This window comes from Lentzea sp. NPDC020367 (assembly GCF_044387305.1).
Lineage (GTDB): Bacteria > Actinomycetota > Actinomycetes > Mycobacteriales > Pseudonocardiaceae > Lentzea.
Genome location: NZ_JBIRVV010000008.1, coordinates 167,460 through 181,423 on the forward strand (window position 1 = coordinate 167,460; position 13,964 = coordinate 181,423).

General features: G+C 68.2%; 18 protein-coding genes and 1 tRNA gene. 6 read left to right on the forward strand and 13 right to left on the reverse strand.

Annotation, left to right across the window (positions count from 1 at the left end; genetic code table 11):
- Positions 1-43: 43 nt before the first annotated feature.
- The 7 genes from ACH413_RS31445 to ACH413_RS31475 form a co-directional block, all read right to left on the reverse strand.
- Positions 44-1,015: an ATP-binding cassette domain-containing protein gene (locus ACH413_RS31445; RefSeq protein ID WP_360044507.1), complete on the reverse strand. Its 972-nt coding sequence runs from the start codon at positions 1,013-1,015 to the stop codon at positions 44-46.
- Entirely contained in the window at positions 1,012-1,809 is a 798-nt protein-coding gene (locus ACH413_RS31450; protein WP_360044505.1) for an ABC-2 family transporter protein, read from the reverse strand. The genes ACH413_RS31445 and ACH413_RS31450 overlap by 4 nt, the downstream gene beginning before the upstream one ends.
- On the reverse strand, positions 1,802-2,512 hold the full coding sequence (locus tag ACH413_RS31455) for an ABC-2 family transporter protein (protein WP_360044502.1): 711 nt from the start codon (positions 2,510-2,512) through the stop codon (positions 1,802-1,804). The genes ACH413_RS31450 and ACH413_RS31455 overlap by 8 nt, the downstream gene beginning before the upstream one ends.
- 112 nt (positions 2,513-2,624) lie before the next feature.
- Positions 2,625-3,998, reverse strand: a complete 1,374-nt coding sequence (locus ACH413_RS31460; protein ID WP_360044499.1) for a serine/threonine-protein kinase — start codon at positions 3,996-3,998, stop codon at positions 2,625-2,627.
- 37 nt (positions 3,999-4,035) lie between these two features.
- Positions 4,036-4,983: a hypothetical protein gene (locus tag ACH413_RS31465; RefSeq protein WP_360044496.1), complete on the reverse strand. Its 948-nt coding sequence runs from the start codon at positions 4,981-4,983 to the stop codon at positions 4,036-4,038.
- A 68-nt stretch (positions 4,984-5,051) separates the two neighbouring features.
- Positions 5,052-5,618, reverse strand: a complete 567-nt coding sequence (locus ACH413_RS31470; RefSeq protein ID WP_360044493.1) for an HhH-GPD-type base excision DNA repair protein — start codon at positions 5,616-5,618, stop codon at positions 5,052-5,054.
- 59 nt (positions 5,619-5,677) lie between these two features.
- Complete coding sequence (locus ACH413_RS31475) at positions 5,678-6,793, reverse strand: DnaJ domain-containing protein (protein WP_360044490.1); 1,116 nt, start codon at positions 6,791-6,793, stop codon at positions 5,678-5,680.
- A 105-nt stretch (positions 6,794-6,898) separates the two neighbouring features.
- Between ACH413_RS31475 and ACH413_RS31480 the strand changes: the two genes are divergently transcribed.
- The 4 genes from ACH413_RS31480 (at position 6,899) to ACH413_RS31495 (ending at position 9,028) form a co-directional block, all read left to right on the forward strand.
- Positions 6,899-6,971 (forward strand) — tRNA-OTHER (locus tag ACH413_RS31480).
- A 141-nt stretch (positions 6,972-7,112) separates the two neighbouring features.
- Positions 7,113-8,348: a glycoside hydrolase family 18 protein gene (locus ACH413_RS31485; RefSeq protein ID WP_360044487.1), complete on the forward strand. Its 1,236-nt coding sequence runs from the start codon at positions 7,113-7,115 to the stop codon at positions 8,346-8,348.
- Positions 8,349-8,358: 10 nt separating this feature from the next.
- Complete coding sequence (locus ACH413_RS31490; protein ID WP_360044484.1) at positions 8,359-8,781, forward strand: MmcQ/YjbR family DNA-binding protein; 423 nt, start codon at positions 8,359-8,361, stop codon at positions 8,779-8,781.
- Positions 8,768-9,028 carry a hypothetical protein gene (locus tag ACH413_RS31495; protein ID WP_030478439.1) on the forward strand — a complete coding sequence of 87 codons (261 nt, stop codon included), beginning with the start codon at positions 8,768-8,770 and terminating at the stop codon, positions 9,026-9,028. The genes ACH413_RS31490 and ACH413_RS31495 overlap by 14 nt, the downstream gene beginning before the upstream one ends.
- Here ACH413_RS31495 and ACH413_RS31500 read toward each other — a convergent pair.
- A complete protein-coding gene (locus tag ACH413_RS31500) occupies positions 9,025-9,639 on the reverse strand; it encodes a helix-turn-helix domain-containing protein (protein WP_360044481.1) in 615 nt (204 codons plus the stop codon). The two genes, ACH413_RS31495 and ACH413_RS31500, sit on opposite strands and share 4 nt — an antisense overlap.
- A gap of 78 nt (positions 9,640-9,717) precedes the next feature.
- Here ACH413_RS31500 and ACH413_RS31505 point away from each other — a divergent pair, with 78 nt between their 5' ends.
- Entirely contained in the window at positions 9,718-10,035 is a 318-nt protein-coding gene (locus tag ACH413_RS31505; RefSeq protein WP_396425390.1) for a nitroreductase/quinone reductase family protein, read from the forward strand.
- Between the two features lie 5 nt (positions 10,036-10,040).
- Here ACH413_RS31505 and ACH413_RS31510 read toward each other — a convergent pair whose 3' ends face one another.
- Genes ACH413_RS31510 through ACH413_RS31520 form a run of 3 tightly spaced genes read right to left on the reverse strand, consistent with a single transcriptional unit; the run spans position 10,041 to position 12,149 of the window.
- Positions 10,041-10,616 carry an ABC transporter permease gene (locus ACH413_RS31510; RefSeq protein WP_360044475.1) on the reverse strand — a complete coding sequence of 192 codons (576 nt, stop codon included), beginning with the start codon at positions 10,614-10,616 and terminating at the stop codon, positions 10,041-10,043.
- 28 nt (positions 10,617-10,644) lie between these two features.
- On the reverse strand, positions 10,645-11,103 hold the full coding sequence (locus ACH413_RS31515; RefSeq protein ID WP_360044472.1) for a TetR-like C-terminal domain-containing protein: 459 nt from the start codon (positions 11,101-11,103) through the stop codon (positions 10,645-10,647).
- Entirely contained in the window at positions 11,100-12,149 is a 1,050-nt protein-coding gene (locus tag ACH413_RS31520; protein ID WP_360044469.1) for a medium chain dehydrogenase/reductase family protein, read from the reverse strand. The genes ACH413_RS31515 and ACH413_RS31520 overlap by 4 nt, the downstream gene beginning before the upstream one ends.
- A 108-nt stretch (positions 12,150-12,257) precedes the next feature.
- On the opposite strand from ACH413_RS31520, the gene ACH413_RS31525 reads away from it, so the two are divergent.
- On the forward strand, positions 12,258-12,884 hold the full coding sequence (locus ACH413_RS31525) for a TetR/AcrR family transcriptional regulator (protein WP_360044466.1): 627 nt from the start codon (positions 12,258-12,260) through the stop codon (positions 12,882-12,884).
- Here ACH413_RS31525 and ACH413_RS31530 read toward each other — a convergent pair.
- Together ACH413_RS31530 and ACH413_RS31535 are read right to left on the reverse strand one after the other, a co-directional pair.
- Positions 12,859-13,251 carry a hypothetical protein gene (locus ACH413_RS31530; protein WP_360044463.1) on the reverse strand — a complete coding sequence of 131 codons (393 nt, stop codon included), beginning with the start codon at positions 13,249-13,251 and terminating at the stop codon, positions 12,859-12,861. The two genes, ACH413_RS31525 and ACH413_RS31530, sit on opposite strands and share 26 nt — an antisense overlap.
- Positions 13,248-13,910, reverse strand: coding sequence for a hypothetical protein (locus ACH413_RS31535; protein ID WP_360044460.1), 663 nt, complete (start codon positions 13,908-13,910; stop codon positions 13,248-13,250). The genes ACH413_RS31530 and ACH413_RS31535 overlap by 4 nt, the downstream gene beginning before the upstream one ends.
- Positions 13,911-13,964 lie beyond the last annotated feature (54 nt).

Sequence of the window (13,964 nt, forward strand, 5' to 3'; positions counted from 1 at the left end):
GCTCTCCTTGTGCCCGATGTGTCCGGATTCGTTGCTTATGACTCTACCGATGTACGTCTTGATCGAGTTGCCGTTGGTAGAGCTTGCGGATGACGTCGTCGATTTCCGGCTCCACGACGGCGAGGTCGTGGACCTCCACCTGCCGCACCACCTGGGTGATCAACTGTGCCGCCGTCGTCTCCGCCCTCCTGAACGTGAGGTGGTGTCGCAACCCGTTGGCCTCGCTGCGCACCGCCGTTACTCCGGGGACGTCCGGCGCCGGGCCGGGTTCCCTGAGGTCGATGACGAGCTCGCGGTCCGGGGTGACCTCGGCGCGCAGCTCGTCCAGCGGGCCGTCGGCGAGCACCCGGCCGTGGTCGATCACCATCAGCCGCGGGCAGAGGCGTTCGATGTCGTCGAGGTCGTGGGTGGTGAGCAGAAGCGTGGTGCCCCGGCGGGCGTTGATGTCCGCGAGGAACTCCCTGAGGCGTTCCTTCGACTCCAGGTCCAGGCCGATCGTCGGCTCGTCCAGCACCAGGAGCTCGGGGGCGTGCAGCAGGGCGGCGGTGATCTCGCCGCGCATCCGCTGCCCCAGCGAGAGCTGCCGCACCGGCGTGATCAGAAGCTCTTGCAGGCCAAGGAGTTCGACGCACTCGTCGAGCCGCTTGCGGTAGTCCTCCGCCGACACCCGGTAGATGGACCTGAGCAGGTCGAAGCTGTCCTTGAGCGGCAGATCCCACCAGAGCTGGCTGCGCTGGCCGAACACGACCCCGATGCGTTTCGCGAGATCCCGCCGCTGCCTCGAGGGATCCACGCCGCCCACCTCGATGTGCCCGCTGGTCGGCACCAGGATCCCGGTCAGCATCTTGATCGTCGTGGACTTGCCGGCGCCGTTCGGCCCGACGTACCCGACGGCCTCCCCGGCCTGCACGCCGAACGTGACGCCGTCGACCGCCGTGACCGTCTTGTAGTTGCGCCGCAGGCCTTTCGACGTGGCGACCTTGAACTCCCTGCGGAGCTCCCTGACCTCGATCATGATCCCGTTCCCCGGTAGTGCCTGACCGCGAACCGCCACACGAACCCGGCAACCGTGGCCGCCAGGACCGCGACGAGCGGTGATGTCCAGCCGACCCAGCCAGGAAGGCCGAGCGGATCCTGCTTCCCGAGCAGCGCGAGGCTCGGGTAGTAAGCGACGAACGCCCCCGGCACGATGAACGCCATCACCCAGCGCAGCGGGGCGCTGTAGACGTTGACCGGGTACGAGGTGAAGGTGTTGCTGCCGTAGGTGAAGGCGTTGGCGAACTCACGGCCCTCCACGATCCAGAAGCACACCGAGCACATCACGACCCAGATCGCGCCGAAGATGACCGCTCCGGCCAGCGGCGTGGCGATGGACAGCGCGACCTTCGCGGGTGTCCAGGCGATGCTGCTGTGCGTCAGCGCGTAGACCATCACGGCGATCGCGCCGATGATGCGCCCGACCCTGCGCAGGCGAACATCCGACACCATGATCTGCGGAAGCGTGCCGAGCGGTCGCATCAGCAGCACGTCGAAAGTGCCGCTGCGGATGTACGTCGGCAGGTTGTCGAGCTGTCCCGCGAAGAGGTCTGCGATGCCGAACGCGATACCCGAGAACGCGTACATCAGCAGCACTTCGTTCTTGGTGAACCCGCCGAGCGCGCTGACGTGATCGAACAGCACGAGGATGACGACCAGTTCGATCCATTGCGCCAGCACCTGCGTGACGATGTCGATCGCGAACGACGCGCGGTAGGACATCTGGCTTCTCAGCCGTGCGGCGATGAGCCTCGGATAGATGGTGTCAGCCACCCTGCACCACCACCTTGCGCACCGCGCGCTGGAGGAGCAGGTGACCGGCCACGAGCAGCGCCACGGCCCAGAACACCTGGTTGAGCATGGTTCGCACCGGGTCGCCGTGCCCGAGGAACACGTCGATGGGCGCCTGCATCAATGAGGGGAACGGGGTCATCCACAGCACGTCCCGAGCCCACTCGGGGAAGAACGCGATCGGCACGGTGAGCCCGCACAGCAGGCCGGACGTGACGTTCCAGAATCCGTACAGCCCCCGGTTGTCGATCAGCCAGAACGCGCTGACGTCGATCAGGAACCGGCACGCGAAGCTGATGACCAGCGCGATGAGCGCGCTGACCAGGAACAGCGGCCACTGCACCGGACTGGCCGGAAACTGGAACGGGAACAGCAGCATGCCGAACACCATCGGCGGCGCGAGCCTGGTCAGGAACGCGAACCCGCCGCGGCCGACGTCCTGCGCGAGCAGAGCGCTCTGCAGGTGCCACGGGCGGTACAGGTCTACGACGACGTCACCGGATCGCACGCGCTCGGCGAGCTCGTTGGTTCCCCACAACAGGATGAACCCGAGCAGCCCCTGCCCGATCCAGACGTACGTGTTGGTGGCAGCGATGCCGTAGTCGGCGATCTCACCGTTCGCCGCCTTGAGAGCGGCGACGAGAACGGCGACCCGCAGCAGGCCGAAGACCACGTTCGCGGTCATTCCGGCCAGCATCGCTTGTCGGTAGGTCGAGTACCTTCGGAATCCAGCAATGATCAAATCGGCGTGAACACGCACGTCGATCTACATTAGTGACCGTCGCAAGTGGATTTGTTCAACTGCCGAAAGCGCTGTTCACGACCTCGCCGGCCTCAGGCTCCGCACCGAGACAGAGGAAGTAGTTGCGGGTGCCGTCCTTGAACCCGACAGCGGTGATCTCCCAGCCTGTCGTGTCGACCGTCGGCCTGGTGTTCGCCTTCATCAGCGCTGGTGTGCAGACGTTCTTCACCTCCGCCGAGGCCAGCAGCTCGTCGGAGTCGACCGCCGGGATCTCGCCGGACAGCCAGCCGCCTCCGAACGCCTCCCAGTAGTGCTCGTCCGCACAGCTGCCGACCTTGCGCGCGGTGGCAGCCGAACCGCCGACGGTGGTGACCCCTCGGTAGCAGGTCGACTTGTCGACGCAGAACCCCGAGCTGTCGCACTTCTTGAGGAACGGCGGGACGTCCTCCGCACCGCCCGGCTGCGTCGTCGCCGGTCCAGGCCCCTGGGCCGTCGCCTTGTCCTTGTCGACGAGGTTCCACACGAGAAGGCCCGCCACGATCGCGACGACCAGCCCGGCCGCGGCGACCAACGGCCACTTCTTGCGCTGAGGCGGGGGAGGAACCGGCACGGTGGGCATCCGCATCGGGTCGACCAGCTCGTCGCGCAGCTGGGCGGCACTCGGCGTGCGCAGGTTCGCGTCCGGGTGCAGCGCCCTCGCCAGAGCCTCGTGCAACGCGGGCGGCACCCCCGGCACCGCGGGCACTGGCCGGCGCAGGATCTCGCCGAGCTGGTCGAACGACGTGATCGGCCACGGCACCGGACGCGGCGGCTTGCCCGCGAGCAGCGTGTAGAGCGTCGCGGCGAGGCTGTACACGTCGGCCTGCGGCGTCGGCTCGGCCATCGCGAACGCCTCGGGCGGCGCGTAGCTGGGGCTCAGGGCGTCCCGCGTGACCGTGCTGCCGCCCTGCGCGTCGAGCAGCGCCGCGAGCCCGAAGTCGGCCAGCTTCGGCGTGCCGTAGCGGTCGACGAGGATGTTGCCGGGCTTGATGTCCCGGTGCAGCACGCCTACCTGATGCGCGGCGGCCAGCGCGTCGGCGAGCTTGATGCCGAGGTCCCGCACCTGGTCGGGGTGCAACTGCCCCTGCCGGTCGAGCTGGTCGGCGAGCGAGCCGCCCGTGCAGAGCTCCATCACGATGTACGGCGTGCCCTGGCCGGTGATGTTCGCGTCGTGCACCCCGACGACGTGCGGATGGCCGGACAACTTGGCCGCCGCCTGCGCCTCGCGCAGGAACCGCCTCCGGTCGCGTTCGTCGACGAGCACCCGGTTGTCGATCTTGACGGCGACGTCACGACCGAGTTGTGCCTGGTGCGCGGTGTAGACGGTGGCGAAACCGCCCGCGCCCAACGGTCTCAGGTTCGTCAGGCCGGGGATGTGGGGTGCGGTCACGCGCGGGAGCATAGTTCCGCACCCCGACAATCCTCTGCTAGACCGTGCAGTTCAGCGAACCGCTCCTGAGCGCGTGACTGCTCGTGTTGTCGTCGTCCGACCACAGCACGACCTTCTTGCCGCTCACACAGCTCGGCGAGATCGCGAAGCCTTCGAGGTTCACGTTCGGCAGCTTCGACGGCCGGTCGTACGTCGCCGTCACCTTGAACTTCCCGTCACTGATCGCGAGCGTCGTGGCCCGCCCGCTGCAGTGGTCGTCGCAGGCCGCCCAGAGCCTGTTGGTCTCCCACTCCAGGTCCATCACCTGCGCCTGCCCGCTCGCGAACTTCGAGACCAGCTTCGCCCCGCCGTCCTGCAACGCGTACAGGAAGATCCCGCCGGTCGACTCCAGCCCGACCGCGAACAACCCGGTCCCGTGCGCCGGGTAGTCGGCGGGGTTGTAGAGCTTGCCGGTGTCGTCCTTGAACTGCTGTGCGGTCAGGAACGAGTCCGGAATCCACGAGATCGCCTCGGGCCCCTCGTTGGGGTCGACCGACGGCATCCCCGGCAGCTTCCACTCGGCCACCGCGTTGCTGCCACTGCCGAACTTCAACACCGCCGGCGCACTGACATCACCGTTGTCGTTGTCCCGCTCGGTGATGACGAACAGCCCGTCCGGCGTGCTCACCACACCCTCGGCGTCCGGGTCGCCCTTCCCGTTCTTGAACTTGAGCGACCTCTTCGAGTCGACCTTCCACGTGCTGCCGCTCGGCACGAGCCGATAAAGCGTGGACGGCCCGTTCTTCACCGCCCACACAACGCCGGCACTCTCGAACGACAACCCGCTGAGGTTCTTGCCGAACACGTTCGTGCCGTCAGCCGTCTTGCTCGCCGAGTCCCCAGGCCACGTGGTGGCAGCGTCGGCCGCGGTGGTGCCCAGACCGAGCGCCAGGACCGTGAAAACGCCAATCGCCTTGATGCGCAACGGAACCGCCCCTTCTCTCACAGGGCAAGATGGCACCCCGTGCGGACAGGCGGCGGACGTCCAGTGCACCAGACGATGAACAGTCCGTGCTACTTCTTGGCGGCGGCCTTCGCGGCCTTCTTGAAGTCGCGAACCTCGAGCAACGACTTCTGATCGCGCACGTCAGCGACGCTACGTCGGCTTCCTTCGTCCCCGTAGTGCCCAGCGGCCTCACGCCACCCAGCGGGCGTCACGTCGAACTGTTTGCCCAAAAGTGCCAGGAAGATCTTGGCCTTCTGGTCCCCGAACCCCGGCAACGCCTTGAGCCGCTTGAACACCGCGGCCCCGTCCCCGTCGGCCCAGATCCGCGTCACGTCGCCGTCGTAGTTCTCGACGACGAACTGCGACAGCGCCTGCACCCGCTTGGCCATGGAACCAGGGAACCGGTGCACGGCGGGCGGCGTGGCCATGACGGTGGCGAAGGCCTCCGGGTCGGCCTCGGCGATGCGGTGCACGTCCAGGCCGCCCATGCGGTCGGCGAGGACCTTGGGGCCGGAGAACGCCTTCTCCATCGGAATCTGCTGGTCCAGCAGCATCCCCGTCAGCAGGGCGAACATGTCCGACGCGAGGAGTGCGTCCGCGTCCGGGTTCTGCGCGAGGCACAACGTGCGGGTCATGGCGGCAATCCTGACACGAACTGCTCCGTCCGGCCTCACGCCGGTGGGTCGTCCGGGAGCTAGGCGCCGGCCACACGGACTTCCGAGATCACCTGGCGCACCAGGGCGCGCAGGGCCTCGCGGTCGACGGTGGCCGGGTCGTCGGCCAGCCAGTCGCCGATCTCGCTGACGAACTGCTCCGGGGTCATCGGCGGCACCTCGAAGTCGAGGTCGTCGTCGCAGGTGACCTCGCCGGCGCGGCTCGGGTAGACGATCAGGGCGCCGCGGATCTCCAGCCACGGCAGGAGTTCGGCGAAGCGTTCGACGCCGTCGAGCAGTTGTGAGCCGCCGCCGCGGAACGGGTGGCCGTTGCGCCAGAGTTCGCCGTCCTCGTCGCAGTAGTAGTGGCCGGGCAGCCACGACTTCGACTCGATCAGGACCAGGCGGCGGCCGCAGAGCAGGGCGTGGTCGACGTCGGTGAAGACCGAGCCCGGCCAGGCGAGGCCGTGGAAGATGCGCACGCCCGGTAGCTGCGTCATGTACTCCGTGAGCAATCCGGCGGTCAGCCGTTCGCGTCTGTTTTCACCCGGACGGCCGAAAATCGTGTTGCCGTCGTACTCGCCGGCGAACGCCCTTTCGGCCCGCGCGACCGTCATGTAGCGGCGCACCAGTCGGAACGCCCCGTAACCGGCGCCCGCCACGAGCGGCAGCCAGACGACGAGGAGCAGCGGTGACAGCGGCATCGCCAACGGGATGAGCAGGACGAACCACCCACCGATCGCGGCCGCCGCGGGGGCGTGGCCGAGGCCTGTGGCGGGCACGTAGCGGACGCGTGCGCCGAGGTCGATGCGGTGCCACCACTCCATCGAGCCGAGGTCGACGCGGGGGCGTGGCGCGGCGTAGTTCGGGTCGTCGCCGAAGTCGCGCAGACGGCCCGTGTGGCCTGTTCGGCGAGGTCGCGGGCGTGTCTGCGGGCGGACGACCGTCGGCGCGGGCCTGGCGGGGCGGTCGTAGTCGGCGCGCCGAACCGGGTCCTTCAGCGTCTCGTAGGCCTCCTGGAGCAGCCGGAAGCCGCCAGACGTCCCACCCGCGTCGGGGTGCATGACCTTGGCGAGAGAGCGGTAGGCCGACTTGATCTCCGAGGCACTGGCGCCCCGGTTGACACCGAGCAACTCGTAGTAGTCGATCCCGGGCACGACACCGTCCAGTTCGGGGTTGGTCCGTGAACCTTATTGGGTCCAACACTTTCGCAGGGCATACGGCCCGCAGTTCGCCGACTAGTGTGAAGAGCGCGGTGGCGAGGGGCCTGTAGCGCAGTGGTTGACGCGCCCTCCGAACGGAGGGAGAACGCCGGTTCGAATCCGGCCGGTCCCGCTCGGAACGTTCACTGGCTCCCGCCTTTCCTCTTCCTCGTACGGCTCTGCCGTGTCGCCGGTTCAGCTGTTGACGTCAGTGGTCTAGTCCACCTAGCTTGAGAGCAGCGCCGCCGCGCAGTCACCCATCGAGGAGACCGCTATGTTCAGGCGCAGAATCATCGCGGCGGCAACGGCACTCTTGACGGCGGCCACGCTCGCGGCACCGGCTTCACAAGCCGCACCACAGCAGGAGATCGGCTCGCAGGCGATCGCGAAACGCGTCGTCGGCTACTTCGTGCAGTGGGGCGTCTACCAGCGCAATTACCACGTGAAGAACATCCGCTCGTCCGGCTCGGCCGGCAAGCTCACGCACATCAACTACGCGTTCGGCAACGTGAGCGGCGGCCGTTGCGCGCTCGGCGACGCCTACGCGGACTACGACAAGTTCTACGATGCCGCGTCCTCTGTGGACGGTACGGCGGACAAGTGGGACGCGGGTGCGTTGCGCGGCAACTTCAACCAGCTGCGCAAGCTCAAGGCGGTCACCCCGGGACTCAAGGTCCTGTTCTCCTTCGGCGGCTGGACCTGGTCCGGCGGGTTCGGGCAGGCGGCGAGCAGCCCGAGCGCGGCGGCGGCGTTCGCGGACTCCTGCTACAAGCTCGTCGAGGACCCGCGCTGGGCGGACGTGTTCGACGGCATCGACATCGACTGGGAGTACCCCAACGCGTGCGGACTCACCTGTGACACCAGCGGTTTCAACTCCTACAAGACGCTGATGCAGGCTGTGCGCAGCAGGTTCGGCAGCGGCAACCTGGTGACGGCCGCGATCAGCGCGGACGGGTCCGCCGGCGGCAAGCTGGACAAGGCCGACTACGCGGGCGCGGCGCAGTACGTCGACTGGTACAACCCGATGACGTACGACTTCTTCGGCGCCTTCAACCCGCAGGGCCCGACCGCCCCGCACTCGCCGCTCACGTCCTACCCCGGCATCCCGACGGCCGGTTTCAACACCGACGCGGCGATCCAGAAGCTCAAGGGCAAGGGCATTCCGGCGAGCAAGATGTTGCTGGGCCTCGGTTTCTACGGCCGCGGCTGGACCGGCGTCACCCAGGCCGCACCCGGCGGCACGGCGACCGGCGCCGCACCCGGCACGTACGAGGCGGGCATCGAGGACTACAAGGTCCTCAAGACCCGTTGTCCCGCCAACGGAACCGTCGCCGGCACCGCGTACGCCAAGTGCGGCAGCCAGTGGTGGAGCTACGACACCCCGGCCACCGTCCGCAGCAAGATCTCGTGGGCGAGCGGCCAGAACATGGGCGGCGTGTTCTTCTGGGAGCTTTCCGGTGACACGGCCAACGGTGAGCTGATCAGCGCGATTCGCGCCGGCACCGGCTGACACACCGAAAATGGCGCAGGATGTTCGGGTGGACGCACTCGAACACCTGCGCCGCCTCTGCGTCGCGTTGCCAGAGGTGACCGAACGCCTGAGTCACGGCGAACCCACCTGGTTCGTCCGCGGCAAGAAGACCTTCGTGACCTCGGCCGACCACCACCACGACGACCGCAGCGCGTTCTGGTGCGCGGCGGGCCCCGGCGTCCAGGAGACCCTGATCGCCCAGGCTCCCGAGAACTACTTCCGCCCGCCCTACGTGGGCCACCGCGGCTGGCTCGGCGTGTACCTGGACGTGCCGGTCGACTGGGACGTCGTCGCCGATCTCGTCGAGGACGCCTATCGGGTGATTGCCCCGAAGACGCTGGTCGCGCTGCTCGACGTTCGAGTTGCCGACCCGGCCGACCTGTCGCAGTCTTCCGCGCATGGCGACCTGTGACGTCTGTGGCAACGAGTACTGGATGGCCTTCGAGGTGCGCACCGTCGGCGGCGGCGTGCACACGTTCGACAGCTTCGAGTGCGCGATCCAACGGCTCGCGCCGCGCTGCGAGCACTGCGACTGCCGCGTGATCGGGCACGGCGTGGAGGTGGAGGGCAAGTTCTTCTGCTGCGCCCACTGCGCGCGGATGGGCTCCGCCGACCTCGGCGCGATGATCCGCGACACCGTCGGCGCCCACCCCGGCTAACGGAGCACGAGGTCCAGGCTGAGCGGCACGGGCGGCGGCAGCACGTCCGTGCCACTCCGGAACGACTCCAGCAGGTACGCGACCAGGCGCCGGGACGCGGCTGTCGCGACCTCCACCGGTACGCCGGAAAGCCCTCCGTTGGCCAGGAGCACCAGCGTCAGGTCGTGCGGCGAGAAGTCTGCGCGCAACTGCCCGCTGTCCTTCGCCCGCTGCACCAACGCGCCGAAGTCCTCCCAGGTCCGGTGGCGCACCTCGGAGTGCAGTTCGGGGAACGAGGCCGTGAACGCGGCGGTGAACCCGCGGTCGGCCGCCTGCAGCAGGCACACCTTCTCGATCACCGTGCAGAGCCCGCGCCACGGGTCCGGGTCGCGCAAAGCGTCGTCGATGACGCCCTGGCAGATCGCGAACTGTTCGGTGAAGGCCTCCATGACCAGCGATTCCTTGGTCGGGAAGCGCCGGTACAACGTGGCGACGCCGACTCCGGCACGGCGGGCGATCGCGGCCATCGGCACCTCCAGCCCGCGTTCGGCGAACAGGTCGCGGGCGACGGCCAGCACCCTTGCCCGGTTCTCGCGGGCGTCGGCGCGCATCTGAGACGGTTCAGCGGTCACTTCTTCTCACTTCGCCTCAAGTGGACGGGGGTCTCCACTTACCAGGCTACGTTGGAACACATGAGAGTTCAGGGACCGATGGTGCGCACGGTCAACAAGTGGATCGTCGGACTGCGTGACGCGCCGCTCGTGGGGAAGCTCGTGCGCAAGGGGCTCACGGTTGTGACCTACACGGGCAGGCGGTCCGGCCGGACGATCAGCACACCCGTTGGCTACCAACGCAAAGGCGACGTCGTCGAGATCCGCGTGATGATGCCGGAAGCGAAGGTGTGGTGGCGCAACTTCGAAGACGAGGGCGGTCCGTTGACGCTCGAACTCGATGGCGGCGAACGGACCGGACACGCGACTTCGCACCGTGACGACAAAGGTCGTGTCACGGTGCGAGTGCAGCTGTAAAAGCCTTACGCGGCAAGGCGGCGAGGCTCCAGGAACGCGGCGACCAGATAGGCGCCGCCACCCAGCACGGCCAGCACGCCGAAGAAACCGGCTCCCGGCACGAACAGCGTCGCGGCGGCGACCAGCATGAGCCAGGTGCCCAGGTTGTAGTGCAGGGCGTTGCCGCGGATGGCGCCCTCGGCGATGTAGATCAGGCCGACGACGATGGTCGAGCCGGCGGGCCAGAGCACGGTCTGGAGCTCTGGCTTGTCGAACACCGTGCTCACGCCGGTGACCGCTAACGCCAGCGCGGTGAAGCCGGTGAGCCAGGCAGTGCCGACCAGCTTCTCGGCTCGTCGCCGCACGTCGGAGGCCGCTCGCTGGGCACGCAGCGACGCGGTCATGGCGAAGACCGTGCCGGCGAGCAGGCCGGTGGCCAGCAGCGCGATCGGCAGCCACGAGGGCATCAGGACCGCGCCGGACTTCGACAGCACCGCGGCGCCGTGACCGAAGACGTAGGCGAACGCGAAACCCAGGTAGGCGGCGCGGTTGTCGACCTCGGTGGACGCGACGGTGGCGGTGCGGACAGCGGTGGCGTTCATGGTGGGGACTCCCGGAAGTCGGCTGAGCTCAGATGAGTGAACTGATCAGGCGTGGTGCGATGACGAGGAACTGGGGCGAGCGGCGGATCGAGGCGCGCTGGTCGGCGAGGCCGTGCAGGCCCAGCCAGAACGTCATGGCGCGGTCGGGATCGGCGACGACTCGGGTGAACAGCCGCCACGCCTGCTCGGAGAGATCGGCCGCACCGAACATCACGCGGTAGCGGCGGGGGTGCAGGACGGCGAAGTCCAGGTAGGCGAGGCCTGCCGCGTAGGCGTCGGGTGCGGCCAGAACGGCGGCTTCGAGTTCGCGGAAGGCCTCGTGGCACGTGGCCAGCAGGATCGCCGGTACGTCGGGGAACTGCTGGTAGATCGCCGAGGTGGGGACGTCCGCCTCGCGGGACACGGCCCGCAGCGTCACGGCGTCGTCCCTGTCGACCAGGGCGGTCGCCGCCGCCACGATCAACTGGCGGCAGCCCTGCCTGCTCACGGCTCCGGAACGATGACGACCTTGCCCAGCACGGTGCGCGACTCGGCCAGCACCAGTGCGGAGGCGGCCTCCGACAGCGGGATGCGCGCGGCGATCTGCGGCTTGAGCGCGCCGGCCTTGACCAGCTGCAGCACCTGCGTGAGGTCGTCGCGAAGACGAGCGCGGAACGTGGCCGTGCGGAAGCGCTTGCCGGCCCAGAAGTTGTAGAAGCCCGCGCGCTTGCCGTTGGGCAGCAGGTTCCACAGTGCGAGCTGGCCGAAGTTCTTGAGCACCGGCAGCGTCCCGTTGCCCTGCTCGTCCTTCGTCGCGGCCGAACCGTAGTTGACCAGCGTGCCGCCGCGGCGGACCAGCTTCCAGGACTCGTGCACGCCGGGACCGCCGACGTGGTCGAACACGGCGTCCACGCCTTCGGGCGCCAGCTCGCGGATGCGGTCGTACATGTTCGGGTCGCGGTAGTCGACGGGGATCGCGCCGAGCTCACGGACCGCGTCGTGGTGGCGGGCGGAGGCCGTGCCGATCACCTTGATGCCGGCGTGGCGGGCGAGCTGCACCAGCGTCGAGCCGACGCCGCCGTTCGCGCCCAGCACGACGATCGTGTCGCCCCGCTTCACCTTCGCGGTCCGGTACATCATCTGCCACGCCGTGACGCCGTTGACCGCGACGGTCTCGGCGGCGGCCGCGTCGACGCCGTCCGGCACCGGCACCAGGTCGGCGGCCTCGACGATCAGGTGGCTGGCCCAGCCGCCGACCTTGGTGACGACGGCGAACCGGTGCCCCCGCAGGTCGCGGTCGACGCCGGGACCTGCCGCGACGACCGTGCCGACGACGTCGTAACCGGGCACGAACGGGAACGCGGGCTGGTCGTAGTACTTGCCCAGGCGCATCTGCTGCTCGGCGAACGAGACCCCGGTGGCCTCCATGCGCAGGACGACCTGGCCGGCACCCGGCGCGGGCAGGTCGCGGACCTGGACGTGCAGGCCGGCGGGCTCGACCACGCCCGGCAGGACGATCTCGGTGGCGCGGGTGGTGGAGGTCGTGGCGTTCATCGTGTGCTCCTTGGCGTCTCGGTTGTGCTTACGGACATAAGCTAACGCCCGTAAGTCTAAGAGCGCAAGGCCTAACACCTATAAACTTTCAGGTGTATGGTTACGGCCGTGACGAACACGGAACCGCGCAGGCGCAACCGCAGGGGCGAAGGCGGGAAGCTGCGCGAAGAGATCATCACCGCGGCGGTCGCGCTGCTGGACGAAGGCGGCGACGAACGCGCGGTCACGCTGCGCTCGGTCGCCCGCAAGGCGGGGATCGCGGCACCGTCGATCTACCCGCACTTCGCGGACCAGCCGTCGATCATGCTGGCCGTCGTCCAGCAGGAGATGGACAAGCTCACCGCGGTCCTGCGCGAGGCCAACGACAACGCGGGCCCGGACGCGCGCGCACGGCTCTTCGCGATCGGCCACGCCTACCTGGACTTCGCGCAGGCGCACCCGCAGCGCTACCGGATCATGTTCGGCGGCCTCTGGACCCCGTCGGTCGAGGACACGTCGATCACCGACGCCGACCTCGACTCACTGGGCGTGGCGGCGTTCACGCTGCTCGTCGAGGTGCTCGGCGCGTGCGTCGAGCAGGGGATCGCACACGGCAGCGACGACCTCTTCGGCGACGCGGTGGCGTTGTGGCTCGGGCTGCACGGCCTCGCCCACCAGCGGGCCGTGGTGCGCAAGATGCCAGGACCCGCCGACGTGGGGGACCGGCTGATCAGGGCACTCGCGCACCTGAAGTAGGTGCGCGCCGACTCAGCGCGTGACCGGCGCCGAACGCACCTGCGGTCAGGCCGGCACCGGCTCCGAAGATGGTCAGGCCCGGCACCACGTTTCCCGTGTCGGCGTAGTGCCATGCGACCAAGGCGAGGACGACGACGTTGCAGAGGCCCATCCCCAGCATCGCGATCTGGGCCCACCAGCGGCGCAGGTCCATCCGCTGCGCGTGTTGCTCGCGCACCTTTTCGAGTTCCCACTGAGCTCGCGCGTGCTCCTCGGCGAGTTCGATGAGCTTGTCCGAGATGTGGGGTGCTTTGGCGTGCCACTGCGCAGCTTTGTCCCACGGGGAGAGATCTGTCCAAGAACTCTTCTTGGCACTTGGCGTGGTCACGACACACCTACTGGCGCGATCGGAGTGACGACTGGTAGGCCGGTCGCCTCGGGCGGGGGACCGAGCATGTTGAGGATCTCGTTGAACGAGTCGGTGGTCCGGTCGATCGAAGAGCCCATGAGCCGTGCTTCGGCGCCTGGACCACCCCCAGCGTCGAGCTTCGTCGCCAACCAGTTCCGCAGTCGGGTCGGCCACGCCGTGTCGCTTTCGGAAGGGGCCGCCATCTGATCGCGCTCAAGGAGAAGCATGGCCAGGTGAGTTCGGAGGAGCGCTATCTCCTCCCGCCGCTCATTGAGCGACTCATCCTCGTACGAGATCTGCACGCGGTTCCCATGCCGGGTGAACAGGCTCGTCTGGCCGAGAAACCGCTCGTCGATCTTGTAGTGGACGACATCGGCGGCCGTTGGATCGTGGTGTTCGTGGATCAGGTGAAGTTCGTTCAACGTTCGTACGACGTCATGTGCTTCGGCGGGAGGCATGATCTGCCCCAGGTAAGCCACGGCGAGCAGTTCACTGAAAGGTCCTGAAAGCGCGGACATGCTCTGGAGGAAGCTGAAGAGGAAGATAGAGGCCGGGTCCGAAAGGAGTTGTCCGGCGACGATCTGTTGGGCGGCATACGTGAACGATTCGGGTGTGAAGTCGGAATCAGGCGTGCTCACGCGGGGACCTGCCCTTCGGGCGGCGTTGACGCTCACTGTCCGATCGGCAAGTCG

Coding starts and splice junctions, on each gene's coding strand:
- ACH413_RS31445 (WP_360044507.1), bottom strand. CDS start 1,015: ATGATCGAGGTCAGGGAGCTCCGCAGGGAGTTCAAGGTCGCCACGTCG.
- ACH413_RS31455 (WP_360044502.1), bottom strand. CDS start 2,512: ATGACCGCGAACGTGGTCTTCGGCCTGCTGCGGGTCGCCGTTCTCGTC.
- ACH413_RS31470 (WP_360044493.1), bottom strand. CDS start 5,618: ATGACCCGCACGTTGTGCCTCGCGCAGAACCCGGACGCGGACGCACTC.
- ACH413_RS31485 (WP_360044487.1), top strand. CDS start 7,113: ATGTTCAGGCGCAGAATCATCGCGGCGGCAACGGCACTCTTGACGGCG.
- ACH413_RS31490 (WP_360044484.1), top strand. CDS start 8,359: ATGGCGCAGGATGTTCGGGTGGACGCACTCGAACACCTGCGCCGCCTC.
- ACH413_RS31495 (WP_030478439.1), top strand. CDS start 8,768: ATGGCGACCTGTGACGTCTGTGGCAACGAGTACTGGATGGCCTTCGAG.
- ACH413_RS31505 (WP_396425390.1), top strand. CDS start 9,718: ATGGTGCGCACGGTCAACAAGTGGATCGTCGGACTGCGTGACGCGCCG.
- ACH413_RS31510 (WP_360044475.1), bottom strand. CDS start 10,616: ATGAACGCCACCGCTGTCCGCACCGCCACCGTCGCGTCCACCGAGGTC.
- ACH413_RS31520 (WP_360044469.1), bottom strand. CDS start 12,149: ATGAACGCCACGACCTCCACCACCCGCGCCACCGAGATCGTCCTGCCG.